The sequence below is a fragment of the Chloroflexota bacterium genome (assembly GCA_014360905.1).
Lineage (GTDB): Bacteria > Chloroflexota > Anaerolineae > UBA2200 > UBA2200 > JACIWX01.
The window spans coordinates 131271-149079 of the sequence record JACIWW010000005.1; the positions used below are offsets into that span (position 1 = coordinate 131271).

The following is a 17809-nucleotide window of genomic DNA, read 5'->3' on the forward strand; positions in this document are numbered from 1 at the left end:
CGGAGTCGACGCTACGCGGTAGCAGGATCGCGCTGGCCCTAACCAGTCTTTTTGAGACGTAGAGAGCACGTGGGCTCAATCCCCTTACGCAGTGCTTCAGTATGCTTGCTCAAGGCCCTTAACCTCGAAGCTGAAATTTCTTACCTCAAATCTGAACAGTTACCGAACACTTGACTTTACTCTAGATGATAGCGTATACTTTCCCTGCCTAACCATATCTATCCAGGAATAGCCAGGAGATGATCATTTTCCCCTTTACGGCCATTGTTGGCCAGGACAAAATGAAAAGGGCATTGATATTGAATGCCATCAGTCCCCAGATAGGGGGAGTGCTGATCCGCGGAGAACGAGGGACAGCAAAATCCACAGCCGCTCGAGCTTTAGCGGCTTTACTGCCAGAAATTGATGTGGTGGATGGTTGCCCTTTCAATTGCGATCCTGATTCAGTTGAAACGCTGTGCGATAACTGTCGAGCTAGGTTGGCTGCAGAGAAGAGTTTGCCGCGGCTCAAGCGGCGAACCCAATTTGTAGATTTGCCCGTAAGTGCCACAGAAGACCGGGTAGTAGGCACACTGGATATCGAGCAAGCGATCAAGAAAGGAGAGCGCCACTTTGAGCCAGGGGTGCTGGCTGCTGCTAACCGCGGTTTGCTGTATGTCGACGAAGTGAATCTACTTGACGACCATGTGGTTGACCTCTTGCTGGATTCTGCAGCCATGGGCGTGAACGTGGTCGAACGCGAGGGCATTTCGTTTACTCACCCTGCTCGGTTTATTCTCGTAGGCACAATGAATCCGGAAGAAGGGGAACTGCGTCCTCAGCTCTTGGATCGGTTCGCTCTGTGCGTGGAGATCAAAACTATTTTGGACCCCGAGCAACGAGTCGAGATTGTCCGGCGGCGCATTGCTTACGAACAGGATCCCGCTGCCTTCTATGAGGCGTGGCAGGCGCAGGAAGAGGCACTGTCGCAGCGTATTGCGCGAGCGCAGCGCTTACTCCCCAAAGTGAGTTATACTGAACATGATCTATTTGCGATCGCAGCATTGACTACCGAGTTCGAGGTGGATGGGCATCGCGCCGATATCGTGATCCTCAAATCAGCGCTGGCTCACGCAGCATTCGAAGGCCGCCAAGCGATCAATGAGGCGGACATTCTCTTGGCTGCAGAGTTGGCTCTACCCCATCGGTTGAAGAAAAAGCCCCTCCTGGAAACAGAACTGCAGTTCGAACAGTTGGAACAGCGGCTGGAAGCAGCGCATTCCCAGTCCTCTACAAACGCCATAGCGCAAACCCTACCCGAAGAAGTAAAAAAAAACGAACCTGAGAACCACCCTTCCGGAGGAGACACCAACTCAGATATTGGCGTCCCACTAAGGGGGCATCACGCTGATGGGCTACCCCTTTCCTATATTCGGCAAGCTGATATGCCAGTCCAGATTGGGAACGTTTTTCGACCTCGTCGCCTGGAAACTCCCCTCGATCACATGATCCGTCGTGGTTACGGCAAACGCAGCTTTACCAAGACCAGTCGCAAACGCGGGCGCTATGTCAGCAGTTGTGATGCCAAGGATCAATTCACGGATATTGCCTTTGATGCTACCGTGCGCCAGGCTGCCCCTTATCAGATTCATCGTCAGCACGAGGGGACAGCATTGGCTGTGGAGAAGAGGGATCTGCGACGCAAGGTCCGCATCCGCCGGGCAGCGAACCTAATCTTGTTCGTTGTAGATGCCAGTTGGTCTATGGCGGCGGCAGAACGTATGAAAGCGACCAAGGGCGCCATCGTGTCCCTCTTGCTTGATGCCTACCAGAAGCGCGATCAAGTTGGCCTCATCACCTTCCAGAAAGAGAGCGCTGAACTTTTGCTGCAGCCTACAGCTAGTGTCGAACGAACCAAAAAAGTCCTGCAGGATATACCTGTTGGTGGCAAGACACCCTTGTCCGCGGGATTGCTGCTGGCTTACCAGGTCTTGGACCGTGAGCGACGCAAAAACCCTGAGGTAATGCCTCTCCTCATTCTGCTCACGGATGGAGCGGGTAACGTCTCAATGACTGGCTTGCCACCATTCGAAGAGGCTTTGCGCATAGCTGGGCTGATCAAGCTGAGTGGCATCCGCGCAGTGGTCATTAACATGGAACACGAAGCGCTAGATCGTGGCCTGGCGCAGCAATTGGCGGATAAAATGGGGGCGCCTTGCTATACCTTGAAAGAGCTAGGCGCACAAGAACTCTACCATACTGTACGCGATGAACTTAAGGGTTAAGCAAGAAGGAACGCCCGAGCATTCCCAAAGTTTATTCTTTCCCTTGCAGCGCATATGCCGTTGCCTACCCTGTCATCTCTGGGGAGAACAACGCAAGTCCAGGGAAGGATCAGGTAAACTACGCCAATGGCAAGCAGATATGCTCCTGCTCATTGTGGCATTGATTTGGGGCAGCACCTTTGTGCTAGTAAAGCAAACTGTATTGCACTTTCCCGTCTACGCTTTTCTGGCTCTCCGCTTTGCCTTGGCGGCAGCGATATTGTTCCTTCTCTTTGGGCGACGTTTGCGTTCTTTATATCCACGCATGCTGGGGGCAGGAATTGCCATCGGCCTGTTTCTTTTTGGCGGTTACGCTTTTCAGACCATCGGTTTACAGTATACGACGGCTTCGAAAGCGGGCTTCATCACCGGTTTGTCGGTAGTAATCGTGCCGTTTCTTTCATCGCTCTTGTTAAAACGCGCGCCAGAGCGTCAGGCATTGTTCGGAGTTGTCTTGTCTACCATTGGCTTGGCTTTGCTCACGCTGGAGCATGACCTGACTCCAGCCCGTGGTGATTGGATTGTCCTAGGCTGCGCTTTTTGTTTTGCCTTGCACATTACCGCGGTCAGCCTATTCGCACCGCAGACCGACGCGTTGGCCCTGACAACGGTGCAAATCACTGCAGTAGCCCTGTTCAGTAGCCTAGCTGCGCTGGCCACGGCAGATTGGAGATGGCCTATCCCTAGCGAAGTTTTTCAGGCTGCTGTTTTCACCGGCGTGCTGGCCACTGCGTTGGCATTCGCTATTCAGAACAATGTACAGACCCGGACAACGGCTACCCATACAGCATTGATTTTCGCCACTGAGCCAGTATTTGCCGCTCTCTTCGGATATTTCGTGGCAAGCGAACGCCTTACCAAGACAAGCCTCGTGGGTTGCGGCTTGATCCTGCTGGGCATGCTTTGCGCCGAATGGCAACCATCCAGCCGGAAGATCTAAGTGAAGGAGAAGCAGAATGATCGAAGGAGTGAAAGTACGCAAGTTGCGCCTTATTCCAGATGAACGCGGCTTCCTAATGGAATTGCTGCGCAGCGATTGGGAAGAATTCGAAAAGTTTGGCCAGGTCTATGTCACGGCCGTTTATCCAGGTGTAGTAAAAGCCTGGCATTACCATAAGCGACAGACGGATCACTTCATCTGCATCCATGGCATGGCCAAGGTGGTTCTCTACGATGGCCGTGAGGATTCCCCTACCCGTGGAGAGATCAACGAGTTCTTTATGGGCACTCTTAACCCGATTATGCTCAAGATCCCAAAAGGAGTGATGCATGGGTTCAAGGGCATCAGCGAGGAGATGGCCCTGATCGTCAATGTGCCAACGGAGCTATACAACTATGAGCAACCAGATGAATACCGTATGCCTGCTCACACCGATGAGATTCCATATGATTGGGCGCGGAAGGATGGCTAAGTATTAGCGAAAGAGAAGCCAGGCATACTTGCCAACACCCTGCCAGAGGTAGAGCACGGTTGCTATAATGAAGAACAGAATGAAAAAGACAATAACGGCCAGGTCAACGCCACGCAGAACTGACTCATGCAAATAAGTTCGTTCAGAGCTACCGGTAAAGGCTTTCGATTGCAAGACCACTTCCAGCTGCTGCGACTTGACCATTGCTCCCAAAACAAGCGGAACGGCAACCTTGGCATAGATGCGTAAGTGCTGGATTGGCCCCATTTTCTCCACAGCCAGTCCACGTAACCGTTGCGCTTCGATGATCGTCTGAATCTCCTCAAAAAGCAGAGGGAAAAAGCGCATGGTGGAAGAGAAGACAAAGGTTAATTTGTAGGGAAGTCTGGCCTTTACCATGCTTACGATCATGTTATCCACCTCAGTAGTGAATATGGCCAGCGGGATTACTAACACCAGCGTCAGCGTCTTGAAAATTACCGACCAACCATAGAGAAATCCTTCCAAAGACATGCTCGCTCCGCCGATCAGCCACCAATGATGGGGGAAGGTGAACAGAGGCGTTAGCACCTGCTTGCCCGTCAGCGACTTGACCTGCTCAATATTCCAAAATCCATGCGTGATCAGCAATAGGATATAGAATGGAGCCATCACCCGGATTATTATCTTGACATAATTCATTTTGACCCTAGCCAGCCAGCAAGCAGCCAGAACGGCCAACGTCAAAGCAGCTAGCGTAATGGGACTTTCCCAAACAAAGGCTACAATGCTGATGACCAAGATCATGAGCAACTTTGGCCGGAAATCTAGGCGCGTGAAAAGGGAATCACGCTCAACAGTTTGAAACTTGAGCACACTCATACAACACCTCTCTCAGTCGCATTGCAAATGAAGCAGTTGGCAACTTCCTTGGGCGTGAGCAGTTTAAGGTCTCGTCCATCTTCGTGGCCAAGTTGCTTGGCCAGGAGAACGGCCTGGGGTGGCGAGAGGAATGTAGAACGCAATAGGTCGACTTGGTGGTAGGCTTCACGGATTGGTGCATCAAGCAAAATTGTCCCTTTGCCCATGACAATTACCCTCTCTGCATATTCCGGCATAAGGTAAAGATGGTGGGTAATCACGATCACCGTCTTGCCCATCTGGTGCAACTTGCGACTGACATCGAGGATAAAACGCGCTCCGCGGAAATCCTGTCCTGTTGTAGGTTCATCGAAAATAATGACTTGTGGTTTCATCGCCAGGATGGCAGCAATCACCACGCGGGCTCGGTCTCCTTTAGGAAGTGAAAGAGGATGCGCATCGCGCACTGCCAGCAGTCCCATCGCCTCTAGGCTTTCTACTGTCCGTGTCTCAACTTCCTCCTTGCTGTATCCCAGGTTGCGCAAGGCGAAGGCAACCTCCTCTCCAACTGTGGTGCTAAAGATCTGGTTATCAGGGTTTTGGGCAACGTAGCCGATGCGTCGAGCTAGCTCGCTTACAGCAAGCTCACGTACGTCCATACCGGCAACCTTGACCATCCCTTCCGTTGGTTGCAGAAGGTTGAGAAAATGCTTGACGAGCGTGGTCTTTCCAGCGCCATTTTGACCGATAATAAGCACATATTCGCCCTCGTAGATATCCAGTGACACGCCATGCAATGCTTGGGTGCCATCAGGATAGATGTATTTCAACTCTTTAACGGAGAGCAGTGGTTCGCCACTACGCGGTAAGAGTGTGTACGAGTTTTCCGACGCTTTGACCACGCATTGTTTGCGTAGCGCGGTCAACGCGGTTGCTCCTTCGTTCATGCGCACAGGCAACTTGGCAAGATAACCTCCGCGTTGGCCAATCATGTAGAAGGTCTCAGACACCTGGGGTGGCCGCAGATAATGCTTGTAGAGGAGTTCAATTTGGGAATAAATCTCGTCAGCTGCACCCACCGCAATAATATGGCCATCGAACAGAAGGGCGATTCTGTCTGCGTGCTCAGCCATCTCCTCAGCAGCGTGGCTAGCCATTACGATAGTCATGCCTATCTCTTTGTTCAGTTTGCGGACAGTGGCAAAAACCTCCTCGGCACCTATTGGATCCAACTGTGAAGTTGGTTCATCTAGAACCATCAAATCCGGCTGCATCGCCAGCGCAGCAGCGATGGCTAAACGTTGCTTCTGCCCTCCCGAGAGCTCATGAGGATGCTTGTGTTCCATTCCCTCCAGTCGAACAGCCTCGAGCACGAGGGGAATGCGTCTCCTGATTTCATCACGCGGCACACACAGGTTTTCCAAGGCGAAGGCGATTTCATTCTCTACAGATGTAGCAATGAGTTGCGTTTCAGGATCTTGAAATACCATGCCTACGTGCTGAGCCAGTGTGCTGATAGGGTGGTCTAGGGTGTCAAGCCCTGCTACGGTTACCTTACCAAAGAATCGGCCTCCATAAAACTGAGGCACGATCCCATTGAGCGTTAGGCATAACGTTGTTTTGCCCGCGCCAGTGGGGCCGATAAGGCCAAGAAACTCCCCTCTGTAGATTTCTAGGGATATGTCATAGAGGGCCAGCCTCTGAGAACGGGGGTATAAGTACGACACCTTGTCGAGAACAGCAATTGGCTCACTCGTCATATCACGAGAGCTCCTGGTATCTAGACGCTTCTCGGAAGAACATGGGCAGATAACCTATAGCGATCAAAATATGGTGTTAATAGAAGGACAAGCGCGTTGGTTCGAATGCCTAATAAATCGCAGCGGTAGGCTTGACCAAACCAATTGCTCGCAAGCCAGCGATTACACCGGTGCCAATAACTGTTCCTACCACGCAGCGAGCCAAATGCTCAAGAGGGGCAAGCGGAGCCATTGCCAACCAAACTGCCTCTGGCCAGTTGACTACGAAATAGACGATAACGGCTGACGTAAGATGTGCGAGTCCTGCCACCATCCAGGTACCCAGGAAAAGGCCACTGGCAACTTGCCGCAGGTCTTGATGCCCAATCCAACGGGCTGCTAAACTACGGGTTGGCAAGATGAATAGGAGCAAAGCAGACCAATTAATGAACGAACCCAGCAAGAGAGCGCTGACACGCACACCATTCTGTAGTACTGCCCGCCCTCCATACAAGCCGTAAATAATGCAGAACAAGACCGATAAGGGCAGCCACCAGTTCTTGCGCGGACCTGTTGTGGCCATTACACCAGCGGTGAAGCTCCCCATAATAGCTCCCAGTACCGTAGCCACTGGCACGGTCGTCGTATGAGGGGCAATGAAAATGCCGAGCAATGCGCCGACACCGCTGGCGAGTGCTCCGGCAATCGAACCCAAGAGCCAGCCAACCAGGGGATAAATCCCCTGGCTCATAGGAAAGCTCTTGCCAGAACCGAGCACAACCGAGAGCGGAATAAGAGCCAGCCCCGTTACCACTGCTGCCAACACGATAATATAAGCAATTGGTGCTCCATCAACAGTTGCTCCACCTAGGAGCTTTACCTTACGTTCTTCACCAGTAGGGCTAATAGACATGGTATTTCCCTCCTTTTGAATGTTTGGTGCACTTCTTTTACGATCCAGTATATATCTGACAACACTCTCTGTCTGAAATTGCTGTATTTTTGGATATTACTCCTTTTTATTCATGGATAAAAACACCTGCCTTGAACCATCCCGAAACTTGCACTCGGTGTGGTCATTGCGTCACGGTGTGTGCTTATCACCATCATCAATTGCTGCCAGATGATTAAGTGGCGCTGGAGAAGGCGCATTGCTGTTCTCGTGGTCTGTGCATATCTGTCTGTATGCCATACCGGAGCATTGCGCACATAGAGGTCAGTCAACATGATAGATAGTAGTGATGGGATAAAATGTCTATTCAGGATTGCCCTGCAACTACGATATTTTATCCTGCTTGTTACCGTTGGATGAACAGCCGCAGCACCTCGGTATCCCTCGCACCAAAGTCATATTTATAGCGTTCGCCGCCTTGCAGAAAATCGAATCGCCTACAGCCCTGTCTTATTGCGTCGTCAATTAAGTAGCCTAGTAGTACAATCCCTGGTCCCAAGTCAGCATAAGCGCTTAGATCAAAGCCAGAGTTATAAACAAGCCGGTCTCCTCCATAATCGAAACACAAGTAACTCGCGACAGGATATCGGTTGAAGCGCAGGATGCTCAGCCGTAACCAGCCTTTCTCCAGTGCAGCGTGGGCTATAGCGTGGAAGAATTCCTGCATGCGTTCATCCATGAATGCATCTTTATCCGGATGGCTGGCTTTGTGCAATTGGATAAAGAGCTTGAATCCCTCCTCAAAATTTTCAGAGGTAACCCAATACCAGTCCACAATTGCTTCTTGTTCAGCACGACGCATCTTGCGGCGCAGTTCGTGGCGCTGTTTTTTATCTAGCCTGGTGCTGAGGTACTCTTCCCATGTGCGCGGCAATTCTACCACAGGACAGACATCCTCGCGGGTTTGCTGCACATTCCAACCATGATCCCTGGCCAATGCGCTGATTGTCTGCACTGTAGGCGAAGTGGCCGGCAAACAGCGCAAGTCGAGAATTTGCCAATCCTCTTCTTCTGCGAGAGCATTTAGCAATACCGCACAAGCACCATGATGATGTTCTGGGCTGGCGATGATATCCAAATAGTCCGAGACTTCTGTACCACCAATCAGGTGCATGGTTTGCCTTGGTTCGCTTCCCACTATGACGTGGGGACGCTCGACGCTGATCTCCGGCAATGGAGCTGTAGGGTCAATTGAGGTCCGTTGGAAAAAGAGAGGGCAGATAGCAACAAGGGAGTTCTTTTCATCACGAACTGTGAACAAACGCAGATTCTTAGCGTACCCAAAAGTATCCCACCAAGCACGCTGCCATTCCCAGGTCATGAAGAGCACATTCGTAGTGCTGTGCTGCAGCAAAGCATTCCACTCCGCTTGTAAGGCTTCGAACCCTTTGCTGTCTTGGTAAATCTCGAGTTTCATTGCCTCCATTCCTGGTAAGTGCTCTGTACCTTCGGTGGTGTAGGTTCTTCCTTGGCTCGAATAGCCCGATCTTTTAATTTCCTAAGCGTTAGGTAAGCCGTGAGTTTGCTTCACGGCGTGAAGCACGTGATCTATAGAGCGCTCGCTTTGTTTCGCAGGCCCTAAGGGATCATGTGCTTGTTCATCTCCCAATAACATCGAGAATGTAGCCGCGACAGATAGTGCCAGCGCTTCTAGGTTATACCCGCCTTCCAATGTCACTACTAGGCGGTCCTCGCATAGTTCTCTAGCCAGCGCGACCAATACACGCACTAAGTTGGCATATCCCCGCACAGACAACAACATCATGCCCAAGGGGTCCATCCAGTGAGCATCATAGCCTGCTGATACCAAGATCAACTGCGGCTGATAGCGTCGAGCGATGGGCAGCAAAATCTCATCAAATATACGCTGATAGCCAGCATCCCCCACACCTGATGGCAGGGGCACGTTGACCGTATAGCCAAGCCCAGCACCACGGCCCGTTTCCTGCCAGTGCCCAGTGCCAGGGTAGTAGGGGTATTGGTGTGTCGAGAAGTATAGGACACGTGGCTCCTCGTAAAAAGCGTCTTGTGTGCCGTTGCCGTGATGTAGGTCAAAGTCCACAATCAGGACACGGTCCAGTTTGTACTTCTGCAATGCATAGCGAGCTGCTATGGCAATGTTGTTGAACAGGCAGAAGCCCATGGCGCGGTTGGATATAGCATGGTGTCCCGGTGGGCGTACCAAGGCAAAGGCGTTGCCTATCTCACCTTCTAGCACAGCTTCGACTGCGCGTAACACTCCTCCTGCAGCGCGCAAAGCCGCGGCATAAGAATATGGGCCTATATAGGTGTCCGCATCCAGCCAGCCAGCCCTGCCCTCAGAGGTCGCGCGTATATGAGCGATGTAGCCGGGATGATGAACAGCAGCGAGTTCCTCTAAAGTTGCATCTCGTGCCGGCAGATTCTGCATACGTTCCAGGAAACCTGCCTCCTGCAAATGCCTCATAATATATTCCAGCCGGCGGCTGTTCTCTGGGTGCTCGGCTACATCGTGTTTTAGATACAATGGATCGTATACATAGGCTGTGCCCATTGCGAACCTTTCACGAAGGTAAGAAAGGACTCATCCATTTGTGGCCCCTTGCTTATAGTAACTTCTAGGGCGAATGGTTCCAGGTGGAAGCCTTTCCATAGGAAACCTTATAGCCATAACATGGTCTCCCGGCAAACGGCCCTGGGTTACAGCCCTCGCCTCATCCTCCATGCGGCGGGAGCCTGTTGTAGGAGCAGCGGGAGTCGGCGTCCCTTTCTTTTCCTCTTTTGGTTTATGGATGGTGTAAATGCGCACTTTAGAACTCTCGGTCTTGTTGCCAGCCGCATCAAACCCAATGACATGCAATATATGGGTCTCTGTGTAACCCGCGGTGTCTGAAATAATCCCTCGCCCGGTGGGCGACATACTGATGGCGCTTATGGCATGCATATCCGTAATGGATCGAGTAACTGTGATGACAGTGCCATCCAGCAATGTCTGGGATTGTATATGCAATTCAGCGCTCGTGATCACCACAGTGCTGCTAATCAAGGCAGGATCTCGAATTAAGCTAGGGATCGTATCGGAGAGTGCGATGGTCCATTTCTTGGTGAATGGCGCAACAGTGCTATAGCCAATTTGTTGCTCGTCCAGGTAGAATTCAACTCTGTCCATCGAATAGTTGTCAATGGCATCCACCTGAATATTGACCCATTCATCGCTTTCCAGAGTGTAGACTGCGCCTTCCAATGGATGAATGATTTCCACGGTTGGTGGGGTATTGTCCACAATGACCTGAACTCTTGCCGAGCGTTGGTTGCTGCTTCCCTCGATCACGACCAGTTGCAGAGTGTACAAGCCATCCGGCAATTGGCTCACATCCCAATATTCTAGAATGTTGTTGTCCACCCGGTTGTAGTGATCGCCGCCGATTGGTATCCACTGTGCAGGGTTCATTCCAGCGCCATATTCCATCCGATACAGCCTAAAGTCACCTGGGCGAGCATTGCCCCAGATGGACACAATGCCTGCCACATGTGCGTATAAGCTGGGGGTGGCAATCGCTACATCCAATGTAATCGGGCTTGGACCATGCACATCGCAATAGGCCGTTGGGGGTTGTGGTATTTGGTTTTCCCGTACCCAATCGCTGGCCTCAGGCGGGTAAACATCAAAAACCTGTTCCTCCACAACGTCGGGAGGACAGAACGCTGTTGCGAGTTTGCCCGAGACCCGGCAGATGCGAAATGGACGATGTACATTATCGTACTCGGTTGGGGCAGTGCCTTTAATAAAGATCTCTCGTATCTTGCGTGGAGAGTAGGGTGTGGGCAATAATCCTGAGGTCGCATCTACTTCTACCCATTCCAAGCCATCTGGTTGTTGGAACTTGGCCTCTGGCAGCCTTTTGAGAAGCCATTCCATTACCCCGCGCCAGATAGGCCCGGCTCCTCTGCTACCAGGCATGTTCTTCATAGGCGTGTTGTCACTATTTCCAACCCACACTCCTACGGTTACTAGTGGAGTGTAACCCACCGTCCAAGCGTCGCGGTAATCGGTCGTAGTTCCCGTTTTCACTGCCACATTCGGGCCGAGGTTGATCACACTGTTGGGGCCAAAGGTACCAACACGGGCATTATTGTCAGCCAGGATGTTGGTAATGAGGTAAGCCAACTGAGGACTGATGACCTCTCTACGTTGAGGCTCACCATACTCATAGATCGTCTCGCCTTCCGAGTTTTCAACCCTCAAAATAGCCACCGGATTCAGCTCGCGGAAGCCCGGTTTCAAATCCTCAGTAGATACTGGCTCACCCACCATCACACCTGCGTTGGCAAAGACGCTGTACGCATAAACGAGATCCAGCAAAGTAACCTCGCCGCCACCCAATGTAAGACTGAGCCCATAAAAGTCGCGAGTCAAGGTATTGATTCCCATGCGATGTGCGGTATCGAGCACATTCTTAACACCGGCTCGGTACAACATAGCTACAGCAGGCACGTTCAGGGAACAAGCCAATGCCTGGCGCGCTAGCACTGAGCCACGAAACTTCCGGTCATGGTTCTCTGGGACATAAGGCGGATTGGGATCATCAGGGAAGCTAGTGCGCACATCCATGAGCATGGTGGCTGGGGTATATCCTTGCGCAAAGGCAGTCACATAGGTAAATGGTTTGAACGAGGAACCTGGCTGGCGCTCCGAGATGGCTACGTTGACTTGGCCGGCTATAGAGGGATCGAAATAATCCAGACTGCCGACCATAGTTAGAATCTCGCCAGTCTTGACATCAAGTACCACAACCGCAGCATTATGCACGTCGTGCTTTTCTTTGACCTCAGCGATGTACTCCCGGGCGACACGTTCTGCTTCATTCTGTAGATCGAGATCAAGGGTCGTATATACACGGAGGCCGCCACGATATACCAAGTCCGAGCCAAATTTTTTCTCCAATAACTGGCGAACGTACATTACAAAGTGCGGAGCCGTAATGTCAAAACGCTTGGAGACGATATGGAGTTCCTCCTGCTTCGCTGCCCAAGCCTCTTCGGCGCTGATATAGCCCTGAAGATACATCTGGTCAAGCACAATTTCCTGGCGTTGTTTGGCCTTGGCGAAGTTATCTATGGGGTTAAGGGCCGGATATTGGGGTATGTGGGCTAGCATAGCGGCTTCAGCCAGACTGAGTTCCCAAACCGGCTTCCCGAAATAAAACTCCGCTGCAGCACCCACTCCGGTTGGAAATCCATAGGATACGGTATTCAAATACCATTCCAGAATGCGATCTTTGCCTTCCACGCCTGGATACTTACGTGTCAATTCGTAGGCCAGGATTGCCTCTTTTATCTTACGCACGTAGCTGCGTTGGGCTCTCTCCTCGGGGGTCATGACCACATTCCGGATCAACTGCTGTGCGATGGAACTGCCACCCTGCACTGGTAATCCGCGCAGGTTATTAATAGCAGCACGTACAAGACCTTCAATGTTGATTCCCGCCGGATTTATATAAAAAGTTCTGTCTTCCAGGGCTATGGTGGCGTAGCGGACATGCTCGGGGATTAGGTATAGCGGTACAAAGGTGCGATCGCCGCCTTCCGGGGGGAGCAGTTCATACAGCAGATGTTGCCCTGTGCGGTCATAAATCTTGGTGGTTTTAAAAGAGGAGATCGCCTGATGGCCGATCTCCTCTGCTGAAGGTAATTGCCTGCTATAATATGCATACACCGCGAATATGGTGCCAAAGCCCAATGCTATGGTCAAGATGCCCAAGAGCACTGCTGACAGCAACAACCCGCTGATTAACCGGATAGCTAGATTAGAATCTTTTCGGCGGCGTTGGAGAAAATAGTACGCTTTCCAGGTTTCCATCGCTCGGGCTCGATCCAAACTTCCCTTGGCTATCCTGCTTTAGCTGCTTTCACTACCACGTACCGCTTCAGGGAATACAGCAGTATCCGTCGTGCTGCTGGCTTTGCTCTGCGCTGTGATCGTCTCCACAGGCAATTGCATGCTCATAGCCAGAGCAGTAGCCTCAGCCAGAGCTCTCCGTTTTTCTTGCCTGCGGCGGAATCCCGTGCCGGCTGGTATCAGCTTGCCAATAATCACGCTTTCTTTTAGCCCATGCAGGTCATCACGTTTGCCCTCAATTGCAGCAGTGGACAAGACGCTGATGGTGTGCTGGAACGAAGCCGCGGAAAGGAAGCTCTCGGTATTCAATGCAGCCTTAGTAATGCCCAGAAGCACTGGCTGTGCCGTGGCTGGCTCACCACCCTCAGCCATTACTTCGTTGTTAATCTGCTCGAAATCCAATTTATCCACCAGATCCCCTGGCAACAAATTGGTATCACCAGAACTGGTCACACGTACACGGCGCAACATCTGGCGGATGATAATCTCGATGTGCTTGTCATGAATCGTGACGCCTTGGGTTCGGTATACCAATTGGATCTCTTCTAGCAGATACTGCTGTACTGCCTCAACGCCCAATATCTCCAGGATCTCGTGAGGGTTCAACGCTCCTTCTGTAATGCGGTCCCCAGCTTCTACTCTCTGTCCTTCTTCCACGCATAGGCGAGCGGCAGCAGGGATTTCATATTCGCGCTCCTCCCGTTCTTCATGGCAGAGGATCACATTCCGACCCTCGAGTACTACGCGGCCATCTACTTCGGCGATGATTTGCCGTTCGCCCCTCTTGGCCAGTGGGTCGCCAGCTTGCACGGTATCCCCATCTTTGACGAGGAGTTTGTAATTCCTTGGTATGGAATAGGGATAATGCACCATCTCGCTGGATACAACCTGTACCTTGCGCATCTCCCCTTGAGCTGTAATATGCACTACCCCACTGATATCTGTAATAACAGCCTGGCCCTTGGGGTTACGGGCTTCGAATAATTCCTGTACGCGTGGCAATCCCTGGGTGATATCTTCAGCACCTGCCACACCGCCTGTGTGGAACGTACGCAGCGTCAATTGCGTGCCAGGCTCGCCAATGGACTGTGCGGCGATGATTCCGACGGCCTCGCCAACGCGCACCAACTCACGCCGCGCTAAATCGCGTCCGTAGCAGGTGGCACACACGCCATAGCGCAACATGCAAGTCAGTGGAGAACGAACATGGACACGCTCAACGCCATGCTCTTCGATCTCCTTGACTTTCTGCTCGTCAATCATCTCACCCACTTCGACAAGCACTTCCTGGGTTTTGGGACTGACCACCCGGCCAGCGGCTATACGCCCGAGGATCCGCTCGGCAAAGGGGTCGTTGATAATCTCGCTACGCGAGCGCTCAATCCAGATGCCCGTTTTTGTACCACAGTCTTCATCATTGATGATCACATCTTGCGATACATCCACCAGGCGTCGTGTGAGGTAGCCGGCATCGGCAGTGCGCAAAGCTGTATCGGCCAAACCTTTGCGCGCACCATGAGTGGAGATGAAGTACTCCAATGCGCTCAGTCCTTCCCGGAAGTTGGAGCGAATAGGCAAAGCAATAATGCGCCCAGATGGGTCAGCCATTAGCCCCCTCATCCCTGCTAGCTGGCGTATTGGTTGGAGGCTGCCTTTGGTTGCCCCGGAGATGGCCATAATACCAATCGAGCCATTGCGGTCGAGAATGCGGTCAAGAGCTTTTGTAATTTGCTCGGTAGCATCAGTCCACAATTCCACTGTCTTGACGTACTGTTCATTTTCGGTAATCAGGCCACGGCGGTATTGACGTTCCACTTCGGCTACCTCGTTAGCCACTTTTTCCAAAATGGCAGGCTTGTCCGTCGGGATGGTCAGGTCTTCGATAGCAACGGTGATACCCGATTTCGTTGCGTACTTAAAGCCGATGTCTTTGATTCTATCCACTAGCTCTGCTGTTCCTTCAGGGCCCAATTCCTGGTAGGCTTGGCCAACCAATGTTTTCAGGCGAGACCTATCCATCACTTCGTTGTAGAAGCGCAATTCAGGCGGCAGTATCTCATTAAAGAGCACCCTGCCCACTGTCGTTTCAATCAGCTTAGCCTTCCGTCGTGGCCCAGGCTTGGTATAGAATTTGATCTTAGCGTGCAAATCTACTTTGCCCAGGTTGTAAGCCAGAGAGACCTCCTCGTAGTCAGAGAAAACCTTGCCCTCACCGCGAGCACCAGGCAATTCCATGGTCAAATAGTAACAGCCTAATACCATATCCTTGGTCGGGCCAACAATAGGCTCGCCATTGGCAGGCAATAGCAGGTTTTTGCGGGACAACATCAACTCCCTGGCTTCAGCCACTGCTGCATCGGAAAGAGGTACATGCACTGCCATTTGATCTCCATCAAAATCAGCATTGAATGCAGCGCATACTAGTGGATGAATTTGAATGGCATTGCCTTCTACCAGAACTGGCTCAAAGGCTTGGATACCCAGACGATGTAGCGTGGGAGCGCGGTTAAGAAGCACAGGGCGGGTGTGGATGATCTCTTCCAAAACCTCCCAAACTTCAGGGGCTTCTTTTTCGATTAGGCGCTTTGCCCCTTTGATGTTGATAGCATGGTTGTATTCCACCAGTTTTTGCATCACGAATGGGCGGAACAATTCTAGAGCCATGCGTTTTGGTAAGCCACATTGGTGCAATTTCAGCTCAGGGCCAACCACGATAACCGAGCGACCAGAGTAGTCCACTCTCTTGCCCAATAAGTTGCGGCGGAATCGACCTTGTTTGCCTTTCAGCATATCGGAGAGCGATTTAAGTTGCCGGCTTCCCCGTAAAGAGATAGCTTTGCCTCGTCTGCTATTATCAATCAGTGAATCAACGGCTTCTTGGAGCATGCGCATCTCATTGCGAACAATGACCTCTGGAGCCTGGAGCTTGATTAGGTGCTTGAGCCGGTTATTGCGGTTCACCACACGCCGATAGAGATCATTTAGGTCGCTGGTAGCAAAACGCCCTCCGTCCAATTGCACCATCGGACGCAAATCAGGAGGTATAACGGGCAGAACGGTCAGGATCATCCACTCAGGACGATTGCCGGATTGCCTTAAAGCCTCTACAACGCGCAGGCGCTTGGCAGCCTTCTTGCGTTGCTGCTTCGATTTGGATAAGCGGATTTCCTGGCGCAGCTTGAGCGCTAGAGCTTCCAGGTCAATGGACTTGACGATATCATAGATAGCCTGCGCACCCATCCCGGCTTTGAAAACCTTGGGCCACTTTTCTTCGAGTTCGCGATGGCGGCTCTCATTGATCAACTGTCGCACGCGAAGGCTAAGCAGATCCTCACGCTGTTCTTCAATACGCTTTTCGATTTCCTCAAGCTGATCAGCGATTTCCTTCTGCAGTTCCTCTCGTTTGTCAGCCACCATCTGACGCAGATAATCCTGGCGCGCTTCAACAGGGGCTAGCGCTTCTGCTTTCTCTGCTTGAATAGTTGCTTCAACTTCGCTCAGTTTGTCTTCCACTATCTGGTTCAAGCGCAGATAGGCATCCCTGGTAACCAGCTCGCCTTGGGCAACGATGGTAGCGCCGCTTGCCGGGAAAACGAAATCAACCGGTGCGGTTTGTTCCTTGTACTGGTCTAACTGCTTCTGCAGAGTAGCTGCTTGGTTCATCAGTTCGTTCGTCGCTGCGGTCAGCTTTTCTTCGAACTCTGCCTGTATGCGATCTTGTTGCTCTTTGAGCTGCTGCAACTCATCAGCCAACTGTGTTTCCAGAGCCTGAATTTGCTCCTCAATGCTCTGATTCAGCCGCGCTTTCTCCCGGCTGAGTTCCTCGTCCAAGCGTCGCAAGGCCTTTTGGCGTGCGTCTTCGTCAATCTCTGTGATGATGTATTGGGCAAAATATAGCACGCGGTCTAGATTACGCTGAGAGATGTTGAGGATCACGCCCAGGTAACTCGGCGAGCGACGAGTGTACCAAATATGGGCAATTGGAGCCGCGAGCTCAATATGACCCATCCGTTCACGACGTACCCGCGAGTGGGTGACTTCTACACCGCATTTTTCACAGACAATGCCTTTGTAGCGGATTTTCTTATATTTGCCGCAATAGCATTGCCAGTCCTTGGTTGGACCAAAAATCGCCTCGCAGAAAAGGCCATCCTTCTCTGGCCGCAAGCGCCGATAGTTAATGGTCTCTGGCTTGGTAACCTCGCCGTAAGACCACTCGCGAATCTGTTCTGGCGATGCCAGGCTGATGCGAACTGCCTCGATATCTTTGATTTCCAAATCATTCCTCCTATACTCCATCCCGCTATCTTACAGCGGGAATCAGTAAACGGCTCGACAGCAAAAAATCTCGGTATTCTTCCCGGTCACTGTGTTGGGGGATGAAAGCCGAGACCTTCCTCGCTGTTATTTTTGAGGATAGCAATAAGACAATACCAACTGAATCCCTAAGTTACGCTTTTGATGCAGCCACATGATGCATCAATTTCCGGGGATCCTCCTTAGGATTATTAGCCAATTTATATAGTATATATCAAATTCGCCATTTAGTCAAATTGGGAATGCGCTTGCGCCAACAGATCGTTACCAGGTGGTACAGGCGATTTTGACAAAAGGGGGTGCTCCTGTGGTAAAAGAATTGTGGAAACAACTGCACCAGGAGGAGCACCGCCTATGGCCGATCTGGC

General features: G+C 51.7%; 10 protein-coding genes. 3 read left to right on the plus strand and 7 right to left on the minus strand.

The features are described 5' to 3' along the window. Nucleotides 1-239 precede the first annotated feature (239 nt). The 3 genes from H5T67_03985 (at nucleotide 240) to H5T67_03995 (ending at nucleotide 3715) form a co-directional block, all read left to right on the plus strand. Nucleotides 240-2264 (plus strand): putative cobaltochelatase, encoded by a 2025-nt coding sequence (locus H5T67_03985; protein MBC7244479.1) that lies wholly within the window; start codon nucleotides 240-242, stop codon nucleotides 2262-2264. A gap of 139 nt (nucleotides 2265-2403) precedes the next feature. After that, nucleotides 2404-3243 (plus strand): DMT family transporter, encoded by an 840-nt coding sequence (locus H5T67_03990; GenBank protein ID MBC7244480.1) that lies wholly within the window; start codon nucleotides 2404-2406, stop codon nucleotides 3241-3243. A 16-nt stretch (nucleotides 3244-3259) separates the two neighbouring features. Beyond that, nucleotides 3260-3715, plus strand: a complete 456-nt coding sequence (locus tag H5T67_03995; GenBank protein ID MBC7244481.1) for a dTDP-4-dehydrorhamnose 3,5-epimerase family protein — start codon at nucleotides 3260-3262, stop codon at nucleotides 3713-3715. A gap of 3 nt (nucleotides 3716-3718) precedes the next feature. On the opposite strand, the gene H5T67_04000 is transcribed toward H5T67_03995, so the two are convergent. The 7 genes from H5T67_04000 to rpoC form a co-directional block, all read right to left on the minus strand. Next, entirely contained in the window at nucleotides 3719-4576 is an 858-nt protein-coding gene (locus tag H5T67_04000; GenBank protein MBC7244482.1) for an energy-coupling factor transporter transmembrane protein EcfT, read from the minus strand. Next, nucleotides 4573-6315 (minus strand): ATP-binding cassette domain-containing protein, encoded by a 1743-nt coding sequence (locus H5T67_04005; GenBank protein ID MBC7244483.1) that lies wholly within the window; start codon nucleotides 6313-6315, stop codon nucleotides 4573-4575. The genes H5T67_04000 and H5T67_04005 overlap by 4 nt, the downstream gene beginning before the upstream one ends. Nucleotides 6316-6424: 109 nt before the next feature. After that, nucleotides 6425-7207, minus strand: a complete 783-nt coding sequence (locus tag H5T67_04010) for a hypothetical protein (GenBank protein MBC7244484.1) — start codon at nucleotides 7205-7207, stop codon at nucleotides 6425-6427. A 385-nt stretch (nucleotides 7208-7592) separates the two neighbouring features. Beyond that, nucleotides 7593-8663, minus strand: a complete 1071-nt coding sequence (locus H5T67_04015) for a GNAT family N-acetyltransferase (GenBank protein ID MBC7244485.1) — start codon at nucleotides 8661-8663, stop codon at nucleotides 7593-7595. A gap of 81 nt (nucleotides 8664-8744) precedes the next feature. Next, a complete protein-coding gene (locus tag H5T67_04020) occupies nucleotides 8745-9779 on the minus strand; it encodes a histone deacetylase (GenBank protein MBC7244486.1) in 1035 nt (344 codons plus the stop codon). 30 nt (nucleotides 9780-9809) lie between these two features. After that, nucleotides 9810-13085 carry a transglycosylase domain-containing protein gene (locus H5T67_04025; protein MBC7244487.1) on the minus strand — a complete coding sequence of 1092 codons (3276 nt, stop codon included), beginning with the start codon at nucleotides 13083-13085 and terminating at the stop codon, nucleotides 9810-9812. Nucleotides 13086-13124: 39 nt separating this feature from the next. Next, nucleotides 13125-17423, minus strand: coding sequence for a DNA-directed RNA polymerase subunit beta' (gene rpoC / locus H5T67_04030; GenBank protein MBC7244488.1), 4299 nt, complete (start codon nucleotides 17421-17423; stop codon nucleotides 13125-13127). Between the last annotated feature and the right edge of the window lie 386 nt (nucleotides 17424-17809).